General features: G+C 71.7%; 10 protein-coding genes. 3 read left to right on the plus strand and 7 right to left on the minus strand.

Annotation, left to right across the window (positions count from 1 at the left end; translation table 11 throughout):
• Positions 1-13: 13 nt before the first annotated feature.
• The gene (locus NJE57_RS17310; RefSeq protein ID WP_319029768.1) at positions 14-1834 is read right to left on the minus strand and encodes an FAD-binding dehydrogenase; all 1821 of its coding nucleotides are present in this window, start codon (positions 1832-1834) and stop codon (positions 14-16) included.
• 17 nt (positions 1835-1851) lie between these two features.
• On the minus strand, positions 1852-2583 hold the full coding sequence (locus NJE57_RS17315) for an AAA family ATPase (RefSeq protein ID WP_319029769.1): 732 nt from the start codon (positions 2581-2583) through the stop codon (positions 1852-1854).
• A 23-nt stretch (positions 2584-2606) separates the two neighbouring features.
• Between NJE57_RS17315 and NJE57_RS17320 the strand changes: the two genes are divergently transcribed.
• The 3 genes from NJE57_RS17320 to NJE57_RS17330 are packed head-to-tail and all read left to right on the plus strand — an operon-like array spanning position 2607 to position 4932.
• Positions 2607-3389 (plus strand): MBL fold metallo-hydrolase, encoded by a 783-nt coding sequence (locus NJE57_RS17320; RefSeq protein WP_319029770.1) that lies wholly within the window; start codon positions 2607-2609, stop codon positions 3387-3389.
• Entirely contained in the window at positions 3386-4315 is a 930-nt protein-coding gene (locus NJE57_RS17325; protein ID WP_319029771.1) for a Sir2 family NAD-dependent protein deacetylase, read from the plus strand. Before NJE57_RS17320 ends, NJE57_RS17325 begins: the two co-directional genes overlap by 4 nt.
• Positions 4312-4932, plus strand: coding sequence for a carbonic anhydrase (locus NJE57_RS17330; protein ID WP_319029772.1), 621 nt, complete (start codon positions 4312-4314; stop codon positions 4930-4932). Before NJE57_RS17325 ends, NJE57_RS17330 begins: the two co-directional genes overlap by 4 nt.
• On the opposite strand, the gene proB is transcribed toward NJE57_RS17330, so the two are convergent.
• The 5 genes from proB to NJE57_RS17355 form a co-directional block, all read right to left on the minus strand.
• A complete protein-coding gene (gene proB / locus NJE57_RS17335; protein WP_319029773.1) occupies positions 4929-6044 on the minus strand; it encodes a glutamate 5-kinase in 1116 nt (371 codons plus the stop codon). The genes NJE57_RS17330 and proB overlap by 4 nt on opposite strands.
• Positions 6041-7501, minus strand: a complete 1461-nt coding sequence (obgE, locus tag NJE57_RS17340) for a GTPase ObgE (RefSeq protein ID WP_319029774.1) — start codon at positions 7499-7501, stop codon at positions 6041-6043. The genes proB and obgE overlap by 4 nt, the downstream gene beginning before the upstream one ends.
• Positions 7502-7624: 123 nt before the next feature.
• Positions 7625-7888 carry a 50S ribosomal protein L27 gene (rpmA, locus tag NJE57_RS17345; protein WP_107748170.1) on the minus strand — a complete coding sequence of 88 codons (264 nt, stop codon included), beginning with the start codon at positions 7886-7888 and terminating at the stop codon, positions 7625-7627.
• Positions 7889-7956: 68 nt separating this feature from the next.
• The gene (gene rplU, locus NJE57_RS17350; protein ID WP_319029780.1) at positions 7957-8262 is read right to left on the minus strand and encodes a 50S ribosomal protein L21; all 306 of its coding nucleotides are present in this window, start codon (positions 8260-8262) and stop codon (positions 7957-7959) included.
• A gap of 237 nt (positions 8263-8499) precedes the next feature.
• Positions 8500-12060, minus strand: coding sequence for an Rne/Rng family ribonuclease (locus tag NJE57_RS17355; RefSeq protein ID WP_319029775.1), 3561 nt, complete (start codon positions 12058-12060; stop codon positions 8500-8502).
• Between the last annotated feature and the right edge of the window lie 259 nt (positions 12061-12319).

A 12319-nucleotide genomic window follows, 5' to 3' on the forward strand; every position in this document is an offset into this window, starting at 1 on the left:
GCGGACACTCGTCTCAGGCCTCCCGCGCCATCGCCCGACCGGCCTTCATCCCCGAGAAGATGCAGCCACCGAGGAAGGTCCCCTCGAGGGAGTTGTAGCCGTGGACGCCGCCACCGCCGAAACCGGCCACCTCGCCGGCTGCGTACAGGCCGGGGAACGGCTCGCCGTCCGGCCTCAGGCACTGCGAGTCGAGGGTGGTCTCGATCCCGCCGAGGGTCTTGCGGGTCATCAGGTGGACCTTGACCGCGATCAGCGGACCACCGGAGCCCGCCGCGGAACCCTTGCCCGGGCCCGCGTCAGCCAGCAGCCGGTGTGGCTTGGCCAACCGGGTGAGCTTGTCGGTCAGGACGCGACGGGAGTTGTGGATGGCCTGCACCTGGGCGTCCTTGGCGAAGGGATTGTCCATCTGTCCGTCCATGGCCAGGACGAACTCGCGGACCCTCTCCACGTCCAGCTCGGGCTCGCCCTCGCGCAGGAGCGAGTTCATCCCGTCGACCATCTCCTCGAGGGTGTCGGCCACCACCCAGTCGACGCCCTTCTCGGCGAAGTCGGCGATCGACGGTGGCAGTCCCTTTCCCGCCTTGGACGCGAACTTCTTGATGCTCTTGTCCGTCAGCTCCGGGTTCTGCTCGGACCCGGAGAGGATGAACTCCTTGCCTGCGATGGCCGAGTCGAGGATGAACCAGGAGTAGTCCTGGCCGGCGCGACGGATGGCCTCGATGGAGGCGGTGGTGTGGAAGCCGGGGAACAGCGGGACCGGCATCCGGTCGCCGTTCGCGTCGAGCCACAGGGTGGACGGACCCGGGATGATCCGGATGGCGTGGGAGGGCCACACCGGCGAGAAGTTGGCCACGCCCTCGGTGTAGTGCCACATGCGGTCGCGGTTGATGAGGTTCGCCCCCGCCTCGGCGGAGATCTCGAGCATCCGCCCGTCGACGTGCTCGGGCACACCCACGATGAGGTCCGTGGGCACGTCACCGAGCCTGTCGGTGGGCCAGTACCGCCGGACCAGATCGGGGTTGCCGCCGATGCCACCGGAGGCCAGCAGGACCGCCCCGGCACGGAACTCGAACGCCCCCGTCTCCTCGCGCGGGGAGGCCACACCGCGGTCGAGGTCGCAGGGCACGAGCGTCGCCCCGCTCACGCCCACGGCGCGCCCGCCGTCGACCACGATCTCGTCCACCCGGTGCCGGACGGCGAAGCGCACCAGGCCGCTGCGGGCGGCCTCCAGAACCGGCTCCTCGAACACCCTCACCACCTCGGGTCCGGTCCCCCACGTCACGTGGAATCGGGGGACGGAGTTGCCGTGGCCGTTCACGTCTCCGCCGCCCCGCTCGGCCCAGCCCACGGTGGGGATGATGCGCAGGCCGAGGTCGTGCAGGTACTGCCGCTTCTCACCAGCCGCGAACTCCACGTACGCGCGCGCCCACTCCCGCGGCCAGTGGTCCTCGAGCCGGTCGAATCCGGCCGAACCCAGCCAGTCGCGCCACGCCAGCTCGAGCGAGTCCTTGATACCTATCCGGCGCTGCTCGGGGGTGTCCACCAGGAACAACCCGCCGAGAGACCAGAACGCCTGCCCACCCAGGTTCTTCTCGTTCTCCTGATCCACCACGAGCACCTTCTTGCCGGCGCGGGTGGCCTCGTAGGTGGCCACGAGTCCCGCCAGTCCGTGGCCCACCACGATCAGATCCGGGGTGAATCCGGGCTCGGGCGCGGGCAGCGGACCTGTGTTGGCCGCCCGTGACGTTGACGGCGGTTGGTACGCCGGGTAGGTGGGGTGGACGGGCCGGGCCTGGCCGGCGGTGCGCGCGGATCGGGACTCGGGACTGCTCATGGGTCCAGTGTGCCCGGTCACTCCAGCAGGTGGCGCAGGTACCGCTCGGGGGCCTCCAGATAGCGGCGGTGGTGCTCCACCATCGACAGGTCCTGCCACCGGGTGCGCTGCATCCCGTCCCCGGTCAACTCGTAGACCGCCGCCCCCGGCACGGAGGCCAGGATGGGTGAGTGGGTGGCCATGAGCACCTGCGCACCCCGGCGGTCGGCCAGCTCGAGCAGAAGCGCCACCAGTCTGAGCTGGGCGTCAAAGGAGAGCCCCGCCTCGGGCTCGTCCATCACGAACAACCCGCCACCGGAGAACCGGGAGGTCTCGACCAGATCCCAGAACGCCTCACCGTGGCTGCGTGCGTGCAGATCCTGTCCCGGGCCCGTGGACTGCAGGTAGGTGAACAACCCGTGCATCGTCTCGGCGCGCAGGAAGTACCCCCACTTGGACGCGCCCCCTCCACGGGTCAGCCGGAGTGAGTCGTGCAGCGGGGACTCCGACTCCCACGTCTCGTGCCGCGCACCGGTGGACCCGCCCTCGGCGTTCAACCCGAACGCCATGGCCACGGCCTCGACGATCGTGGACTTGCCGGTCCCGTTCTCCCCCACCAGCACGGTCAGGTCCTCGAGTTCCAGGCCCTCGTCCAGCAGTTGCGCCACCGCCGGGATCGAATACGGCCAGGCGTCGGGAGGGCCGGCCGGTCCCGGTTGCACGCTCACGCGCACGAGCGGCCGCGGATCCAGGACACCGTCTCGACTCACGCGGTCACGGTACCGTGACCGTCATGCGGATCCACCAACTCAACTGCGGCACGTGCGCGGGCATTGTCCCCACCCGCGTCCTGCTGGTGGAGGCCCCGGACGGGCTCGTGCTGGTGGACACCGGCTTCGGCCTCCGCGACGTCGCCGATCCAGCCGCGCGACTGGGACCGATGAGGCACGTCCTACGGGCGCGTCTCGACCCGGCCGAGACCGCGCACCGCCGCATCGAGGCCATGGGGTTCGACCCCCGGGAGGTGCGCCACATCGTGCTCACCCACCTGGACGTGGACCACATCGGGGGGTTGGCCGACTTCCCCGAGGCGCAGGTGCACGTGTCCTCGGATGCGTTGACGTGGGCCGTGCGGACCCCCCGCTGGATCGAGCGGCGCCGCTACCGGCGCGCCCAGTGGTCACACGGACCGCGCTTCGCCGAGTACTCCTACGGAACCGACCGGTGGGAGGGGTTCCGGGTCCGCGACCTGGACCATGTGGTCGAGGGGATGCTGTTGGTGGACCTCCCGGGGCACACCGTGGGGCACGCCGGCATCCTGGTCCCGGGCGACCCCGGGGACCCGGACGAGGTGGACATCCTGCACGCGGGCGATGCGTTCTACCTGCGCGGGCAGATCGAGCCGGGGATCGAGAGCCCCACACTCGTCGCGGTGGGGGAACGCGTCCTGGCGCTGGAGCCGGCGGCTGTCGAACTGACCCACGCCCGACTGCGATCCCTGGCCGGCCGCAGCCGCGGGAGCCTGGACGTGGTGTGCGCCCACGACCCCGCGGGCCCGGGAGGACTCGGGAGATGAGGATCCGGGAGACCGCCTGGACGCCCGCGACGCGGACCGCCCCGGACCCGGACCTGCCCGATCGGGCCGCCGTGCTCGCCGATCTGCTGCGGGGCCGACGGGCCACCGTCCTGACCGGGGCGGGGATCTCGACCCCGTCGGGCATCCCCGACTACCGCGGTCCGGACTCCCCCGCCCGCACCCCGATGACCTTCCAACAGTTCGTGGGCGATCCCGCGTTCCGCCGGCACTACTGGGCCCGCAACCACCTGGGATGGCGCCACATGGAGGCCGCCCGCCCGAACGCCGCGCACGCGCTGCTCGCCGACTGGGAACGCCGCGGCATCGTCGCCGGGGTCATCACCCAGAACGTGGACCTGCTGCACCTCAAGGCCGGTAGCCGCCGACTGGTGGACCTGCACGGCAGCTACGCGGTGGTGACCTGCCTCGACTGTGGGCTGCGGCAGAGCCGCTGGGCCCTGCACGAGGACCTCGACCGTCTCAATCCCGGGTTCGCCGAGAAGGTGGCCACCCGCGGGGCGATCGAGGTGGCCCCGGACGCCGACGCGGTCCTCGCCGACACCGCCGACTTCCGGATGGTGGACTGCCGCCGCTGCTCGGGCGTGCTCAAGCCCGACATCGTGTACTTCGGGGAGAACGTTCCCGCGGCCCGCGTGCAGGAGGCCAACGCGCTCGTGGACGGGTCCGACCTCGTCGTCGTCGTCGGATCCTCCCTCACGGTCCGGTCGGGATACCGGTTCGTGCGGCGGGCGGTGACCACCGGGATCCCCGTGGCCGTGGTCAACCGCGGCCACACCCGGGCACACGACGAGGCCACCCTGACCGTGGACGGCGACTGCGTGGAGGTCCTCACCCTCGTGGACCGCGCGCTGCACGCCGGGTCCCGCGGTCGCCCGACCGGCACCGGGGGGACAATGCAGGGATGAGCACCGACCTGACCCCCGACGCCGCACTCCGCCGACTGATGGAGGGCAACCAGCGCTACGTGGACGGGGCCGGCCTGCACGCCCACCAGGACCCCGCGCGGCGCGCCGAACTCACCGGCGAACAGCACCCCTTCGGCATGGTCTTCGGCTGCGCCGATTCGCGCGTGCCCGCCGAGGTGGTCTTCGACCAGGGCCTCGGCGACCTGTTCGTGATCCGCAACGCCGGCCACATCGTGGACCCGTCGGTACTGGGGTCGATCGAGTTCGGTGTGGACGTGCTGGGGATCCCGCTCACCCTGGTGCTCGGGCACACCTCGTGCGGAGCCGTGGGCGCGGCGATCGACGCCGTCGACACCCACACCACCCCGTCGGGATACCTGCGCGACGTGGTGGAGCGGATCGCCCCGGCCGTGTTCGAGGCCCGGCGCGACCCTGCGGCGGGGTACGACGACGTGGTGATCGAGAACGTCCGGCAGGCGGTCACCGCCATCCGCGAGAAGTCGGCCGCCGTGGACCGCGCCATCCGCGAGGGGCGCACCGCGATCGTCGGGGCGCTGTACAACCTCGCCGAGGGCACGGTCACCCCGGTCCACACCGAGGGCGGGATCGAACTCTAGAGCGCCACCAGGTCGTCGGCGTGGACGAGCGGACGCCCCTGGCCAGTGGTGCCGGTCCCCGACTCGCGCTCGGCCAGCCGTGCGCGCACCTCGATCGAGTCGTACTGCGCGATCCCGCGGGCGACGGTCTCACCTGCGGGATCGCGCATCTCGATCACGTCACCGAAGTGGAACAAGCCGTCGACACCGGTCACCCCGGCCAACAGCAGGGACCTCCGGGACCCGGTGACGGCCCGGACGGCGCCGGCGTCCAGCAACACCGCACCTCGCGCGTCGGCGGCATGGCGGACCCAGAAGCGGCGCGCGGTCATCCTCTCGGGCCGCGGGGCGAACACCGTGCCCACCGGCGGCTGATCGGCCAGGGCCTGTGCCGCCCTCTCGGCCGCGGTCAGCAGGACGGGGATCCCGGCGTCGGCCGCCAACCGCGCCGCGGCGAGCTTGGAGGCCATACCCCCGGTCCCCAGGGCGCCGCCGGCCCCGGCCACCACCCCGTCGAGATCGGCCGCACCCTCCACCATCGTCACCGCGGTGGCGTCGCCCTTGCGGGGATCAGAGTCGTACAGCGCGTCCACATCCGAGAGCAGGATCAGCGCGTCGGCGCTGATGAGGTGGGCCACCAGCGCCGCCAGTCGGTCGTTGTCGCCGAAGCGGATCTCGTTGGTGGCCACCGTGTCGTTCTCGTTGATCACCGGCACCGCGCCGAGAGTGCGCAGCCGGTCCAGGGTGCGCTGGGCGTTGGACGCGCTCTCCCGTCGGCCGATGTCGCCCGCCGTGAGCAGCACCTGGCCCACCACCCGCTCGTATCGCGCGAAGGAGTCCCCCCACGCCCGCGCCAGCTCCAGCTGCCCCACGCTCGCGGCGGCCTGTTTGGCCGACAGGGTGGCGGGGCGGGTGGTCATCCCCAGCGGGGACATCCCCGCCCCGATCGCCCCGGACGAGACCACGAAGACATCCGAACCCGAGGCCATGCGCTCCTGGCAGACGTCGGCAAGGGCGTCGAGCTGCGGCCGGCGGATGCCGCCCCCGAAGCTCGTGATGGCCGACGAGCCGATCTTGACCACCACTCGGCGGGCCGTGCCGATCCGGCGCCGCAGCTCCGGTTCGTCCGTCACTCCAGGATCTCCTCGTCCGGGTCGATCAGTCCGCGGCGGACCCGCTTGCGGTACTTGCGCTCGATGGCGCCCACCCGCTCGTCGGACTCCAACCGGATGTCGGTGCCGCGGCCCGTACGCATCAGATCGACGCCGGCGGGGGTCTGCGGCTCCCACTCGAAGGAGACGTCACCGACGGTGACGGTGCAGCCCTGCTGGGCGCCGGCCTTGATGAGCGCGTCCTCGACGCCCAGCCGGGCCAGGCGGTCGGCGAGAAAGCCGACCGCCTCGTCGTTGCTGAAATCGGTCTGGCGGATCCAGCGCTCCGGCTTGGATCCGGAGATGACGAACGCACCGGCCTCGTTCGGATCCTTGCGGACCGTGAACTCCTCGACGTCGACGGCCCGGGGCCGCAGGACGATCCGCTCGGGCGCCGCCGGCGGAGTCGACTTGCGGTGGGCCTTGATCAGCTCGTAGAGCCCGTACCGCAGCTCGTCCAGACCCTTGTGCGCCACAGCGGAGATCGCGTACACGGGCCAGCCCTTGGCCTCGAAGTGCGCGGTGACCATCTCGGCCATGTCGGCGGCGTCCGGCACGTCGATCTTGTTGAGCACCACGACCCGCGGCCGGTCCGCCAGGTCGCCCAGACCGGCGTCGGCGAGCTCCGGCTGGTAGGCGGCGAGCTCCGCCTCGAGCGCGTCGACGTCCGAGATGGGGTCACGGTCGGACTCGAGGCTCGCGCAGTCCACCACGTGGGCCAGGACGGCGGTGCGCTCGATGTGGCGCAGGAAGTCCAGGCCCAGCCCCCGCCCCTCGCTGGCCCCGGGGATGAGCCCGGGTACGTCCGCGATGGTGAACGTGTCGTCGCCCACCGAGACCACCCCGAGGTTGGGGGCCAGTGTGGTGAACGGGTAGTCGGCGATCTTGGGCTTGGCCGCGGACAGCACCGACACGAGCGAGGACTTCCCCGCCGAGGGGAACCCGACCAGTCCGACGTCGGCCATGGACTTGAGTTCGAGGGTCAGATCGCGGACCTCGCCGGGCTCACCGAGCAGGGCGAACCCCGGCGCCTTGCGGGCCTTGGAAGCGAGCGCGGCGTTGCCGAGCCCGCCCTTGCCGCCCTCGGCCGCCACGAAGCGGGTTCCGTTACCGGTCAGGTCGGCCAGCAGTGCACCGTTGTGGTCCAGCACGACGGTCCCGGGCGGGACCGCCAACACGAGGTCGTCGCCCTGGGCGCCGTTCCGGTTGGAGCCCATCCCGGGCTCTCCCTTGCCGGCGCGCGCATGGGGCCGGAAGTGGAAGTCGAGCAGGGTGTGGACCTGGGGGTCCACCACCAGCACCACATCACCACCGCCACCGCCGTTGCCCCCGTCGGGGCCACCGAGCGGCTTGAACTTCTCCCGGTGCACGGACGTGCAGCCGCGGCCACCGTCCCCCGCCGCGAGGTGGAGCACTACGCGGTCGACGAATCTCGACATATGCGGACTCCTCCTGCTGGTCGTGGGACGTGCATGACGTGGCGGAAATGCTCTCGGGGACCGGGCGTGGGGTCATCAGACCCCGCCCGGCCCCCGAGGGCGAATCGCGTCAGTGGTGCCGGGTCAGGCCTCGACGCCGACCGGCACGATGTTGACGGTCTTGCGACCGCGCTTGGTGCCGAACTCGACCGCACCCGCGGCGAGAGCGAACAGCGTGTCGTCGCCGCCACGGCCGACGCCCACGCCCGGGTGGAACTTGGTGCCACGCTGGCGGATCAGGATCTCGCCGGCGTTGACCTCCTGGCCGCCGAAGCGCTTGACGCCGAGACGCTGCGCGTTGGAGTCACGACCGTTTCGGGTGCTGGATGCGCCCTTCTTACTTGCCATGTCCGAACCCCTCCTTCAGGGAAGACGCCCGAGGGCGCTGAGCTGGTGGCCTTGGCGGCCGCGGTGGATTACTTGATACCGGTGATCTTGAGAACCGTCAGCTTCTGACGGTGACCCTGACGCTTGTGGTACCCGGTCTTGTTCTTGAACTTGTGGATCCGGATCTTGGGTCCCTTGGTCTGCTCGACGATCTCGCCGGAGACGGAGACCTTGGACAGGGCGTCGGCAGCGGAGGTGACGGTCGAGCCGTCCACCACGAGGATCGGGGACAGGGACACGGAGGTACCGGCCTCACCCTCGATCTTCTCGACCTTGACATGGTCACCTTCGGCGACCTTGTACTGCTTGCCGCCGGTCTTGACGATCGCGTACATCGAGGGCTTCCCCTTGCTTCTCGGGTGTGTGGTCGCCACTGGGACGTCCACACCTAATGTGCGGTGTTCTCTCATGCTCGCCGACTCGCGTCGGCCGAGGTTCGCGGGCCCGGCGACCTGGAGGGCCCGGCCCGCGACTTCTCGCGCGACGACATAGCGCCGCGACGAGCGACTTGTCAAGGTTACGGCCCGGCGGCACAGCAGGTCAAACCGACCGCGCCGCCGGGCCCCGTACCTCTAGCTATCGCCGTCCGCGGGGGCTGTCGTCGTCCTGGTTGCGCGCCGCCTGGCCGGTCGCTTCCGCGGCTCGGCGACGACGGCCGGGGGCGCCTCGGCCAGCGGGGCGGCCTCGACCGGCACCACCGCGACGGGCGCGGTCTCCTGTGCCACCACATCCGCGGCAGCCGCCCCGGTCTCGCGCCGGGTGGACCGCCTACGGGGACGCCGGCCGGAGGTCTCCGGCTGCGCGGTGGGATCCGGCTGTGCGGCGGGGCTCTGCTGCGCGGCCGGCTCGGGGGACCCGACCGTCTCCACGACCTCTGCCGCCTCCGCCACGACCTCGGCCGCGGCCTCCGGGGACTCGGTCACCTCCGCCACCGCCTCGTCCTCCGCGGCGACGACCGGAGCCGGGGCCGCGTCGGCCGGGCGACGGGTCGAGCGACGACGGCGGCGGGCCGGGCGCGTGCCCGCGGCGTCCCCGGACTCCGCCACGCCGGGTTCCGGTTCGTCGGCGCGCGCGGCCGCGGCGCCGGCCGCGCCCGCGGCGTCGGCGTCAGCCACCGTCGAGTCGGAGGCGCTGTCGCCCCCGGATTCAGCAGCGGACGTACCGGCCTTCTGGGTGACGACCTCGGCACGCTCCTTCTCCGCGGCGGCGTCCGCCTGCTCGGCCGCCTCCTGACGGGAGATCGCGAGCGCGGCCGGGTGCGCGGCCGGCGCGGGCCCGTCCTTCCGGGGCGTCTGCTTGGGCGCGGACGTCGACCCGTTCGAACCGTCGGACTGGTCCGACTCCGACCCCTTCCCGCCCCGGCGTCGACCCTTGCGGGCGCCGGGCTCGTCGGCGTTGTGCGACTCGGTGTGGACCGGGTCGGCGTGCACGATCAGGCCGCGGCCCTGGCAGTGCTCACACGGCGTGGAGAACGCCTCGATCAGACCGGTACCCAGCTTCTTGCGGGTCATCTGGACCAGGCCGAGCGAGGTGACCTCGGAGACCTGGTGTCGGGTCCGGTCGCGACCCAGCGCCTCGGTGAGTCGACGCAGGACGAGGTCCCGGTTGGCCTCCAGGACCATGTCGATGAAGTCGATGATCACCATGCCGCCCACGTCGCGCAGCCGCAGCTGACGGACGATCTCCTCGGCGGCCTCGAGGTTGTTCTTGGTGACGGTCTCCTCGAGGTTGCCGCCGGAACCGGTGTACTTGCCGGTGTTGACGTCGACGACAGTCATCGCCTCGGTGCGGTCGATCACCAACGACCCGCCGGAGGGCAGCCACACCTTGCGGTCGAGCGCCTTGGCCAGCTGTTCGTCGACGCGGTGGGTGGCGAAGACGTCGACGTCCGGGTTGTCGTACCGCTCGAGCCGCTCGGTCATCTCGGGCGCGACGCGCGAGACGTAGTCGTGGACGGTGTCCCACGAGGTCTCACCCTGGATCACGAGCGAGGAGAAGTCCTCGTTGAACAGGTCACGCACCACCTTGACCAGCAGGTCCGGCTCCTCGTACAGGGCGATCGGCGAACCGGCACCGGAGGAGGTCCGCTTGGCGGAGGCCTCGGCGATCTCGTCCCACTGGGCCGCGAGGCGCTCGACGTCGCGGCCTATCTCCTCCTCGCTGACACCTTCGGCGGCGGTGCGGATGATGACACCCGACCCCTCGGGGACGACCTCCTTGAGGATCGCCTTGAGCCTGCGCCGCTCGGTGTCGGGGAGCTTGCGTGAGATACCGGTGGAGTTGCCGTCGGGCACGTAGACCAGGAAGCGGCCGGCCAGCGAGATCTGCGTGGTCAGACGGGCACCCTTCTGGCCGATCGGGTCTTTGGTGACCTGCACCAGGACCATGTCGCCGGGCCTGAGCGCCTGCTCGATCCGCCGGGCCTTGCCACCGAGTCCGGCGGCCTCCCAGTTGACCTCACCCGCGTACAGGACGCCGTTGCGGCCGCGGCCGATGTCGACGAACGCGGCCTCCAGGCTCGGCAGCACGTTCTGGACGCGGCCGAGGTAGACGTTGCCCACCATGGAGCGCGCGGACTCGGTGGTGACGAAGTGCTCCACGAGGACCTTGTCCTCGAGCACGCCGACCTGGGTCATGATCCCCTTGCCGTCGCCGCGTCGCTTCTCACGGACCACCATCACGCGGTCGACGGACTCGCGGCGCGCCAGGAACTCGGACTCGGAGAGGATGGGCTGCCGGCGGCGACCCGCCTCGCGCCCGTCACGGCGGCGCTGACGCTTGGCCTCGAGGCGGGTCGAGCCGGTGATGCCCTGGACCTCGTCGTTGGAGGACGAACCGGACCCGGAGGCCTGTCCCCCACGTGCGGGACGACGGCGCGAATCGCGCTCCCGGGCCTCGGTGTCGGACGAGTCGTCGCCGGAGGACTGGGAGTCGTCGTTGCCCGAACCCCCACCACGACGACGACGACGTCGGCGCCGACGCGAACCGGACGGTGACCCGTCGGAGTCTTCGGAGTCGTCCTCGGTCGGGTCGTCCCCGGAGTCGGACCGCCCGTCGGCGCCGTCGGCCGATCCGGAATCGGCCCGCGACCGGTCGCCGCTCCCGCCGGAGGTTTCCTCCGCGTCGTCGGCGTCCCCGGTGTCCTCCGCGTAGTCGTCGTCTCCGGCGTTCTCGCCGTTCTGCTCGTCGACGTTCTCGCCCCGGCCCCGCCCGCGGCCACGACGGCCCCGCCGCCGGCGACGGTTGCCGCCCTCGGCGGTGTCGTTCTGCTCGTCCGCGGTGTCGGAAGCGCCTGTGGACTCGGTGTCGGAGACGTCTGGGGAGTCAGTGTCGTTCTGCTCATCCGCGGTGTCGGAGGCGCCTGTGGAGTCGGAGGCGCCCTTCGACCGGGCGGTGTCGGCGTCGGGCGCGGCGGACCGTGTACGCCGGGGGCGCTCCTTCTCGGCCTTGGCGGCGGCCTCATCGGGAGAGAGGAACAGCGGGGAGAACGAGGGGGTCGCGGTGGACCGACGGCGGCGGTTGCCCGGCTCGGCCGAGCCCACCTCACCGGTCACGATGGCGATCTCCGGCAGGGGTCGACGGACCGGAGCCTGCGACTGTCCCTGCTTGGTACTCGTCGGTTCGGTGGTCGTCGGTTCGGTGCTCGTCGCGTCCGTGGTCGTCGGGTCCGTGGCCGCACCGCCCTCGCGCGCCGCCGGCGCCGACGTCTCACTCCGGGTCTTGCGGGCCTTCTTGGCGGGAGCCTCGTCGGCCGGCGCCTTCGCGGCGGGTTGCTTCTCGGCGGCCGGCTTCTCGGCCGGCGCCTTCTTCCCGGCGGCCTTCTTGGCGGGAGCCTTCTTGGCGGGAGCCTTCCCGGCCGCCGTCTTGCGGGCGGGCTTCTCGGCCGGGCCGTCCTCGGCGGCGGCGGGCGCCTCCGGGGCGGCGTCCGTGGCGGTCTGGTCACGCCCCGCGAACCAGGTGAGCAGGACCTCGCGGCTGACTCCGGACTGGGCGCTCTTGACCTCCACGCCGATGCCGGCCATCGCGGCCAGGAACTCCCTGCTGGTCATCCCGATGGCCTTGGCGGCCGCGTGCGCGCGCATCCGCTCGGGAAGCGCATTGAGATCGTCTATGGTCAGGTTCGAATCCGACACGTGTCTCCTCTGGCCGGACTCCGGGCGCGATCACGTCACCGGAGTGATCCGGTGACCCACGCCGCCGCACGGGGTCGGCATTTCTCTCTGGGCCCCACCAGGGCGGGGCTGTGTCTTGTGGTCCGCGATACCGGGGTGTTCCGGGCCGCGGATGGCGGGCGCCCGGTACCGGGGCTCACGGGTGTTCCGCTCGCCGCGAATACGGGCTTCGCCCATTGTCCCACACACGCCGACGATCCGTCGCCGCGCGGGCGCGGGC

This window comes from Dietzia sp. PP-33 (assembly GCF_033790845.1).
Taxonomy (GTDB): domain Bacteria; phylum Actinomycetota; class Actinomycetes; order Mycobacteriales; family Mycobacteriaceae; genus Dietzia.

Coding starts and splice junctions, on each gene's coding strand:
- NJE57_RS17310 (WP_319029768.1), bottom strand. CDS start 1,834: ATGAGCAGTCCCGAGTCCCGATCCGCGCGCACCGCCGGCCAGGCCCGG.
- NJE57_RS17320 (WP_319029770.1), top strand. CDS start 2,607: ATGCGGATCCACCAACTCAACTGCGGCACGTGCGCGGGCATTGTCCCC.
- NJE57_RS17325 (WP_319029771.1), top strand. CDS start 3,386: ATGAGGATCCGGGAGACCGCCTGGACGCCCGCGACGCGGACCGCCCCG.
- NJE57_RS17330 (WP_319029772.1), top strand. CDS start 4,312: ATGAGCACCGACCTGACCCCCGACGCCGCACTCCGCCGACTGATGGAG.
- obgE (WP_319029774.1), bottom strand. CDS start 7,501: ATGTCGAGATTCGTCGACCGCGTAGTGCTCCACCTCGCGGCGGGGGAC.
- rpmA (WP_107748170.1), bottom strand. CDS start 7,888: ATGGCAAGTAAGAAGGGCGCATCCAGCACCCGAAACGGTCGTGACTCC.
- rplU (WP_319029780.1), bottom strand. CDS start 8,262: ATGTACGCGATCGTCAAGACCGGCGGCAAGCAGTACAAGGTCGCCGAA.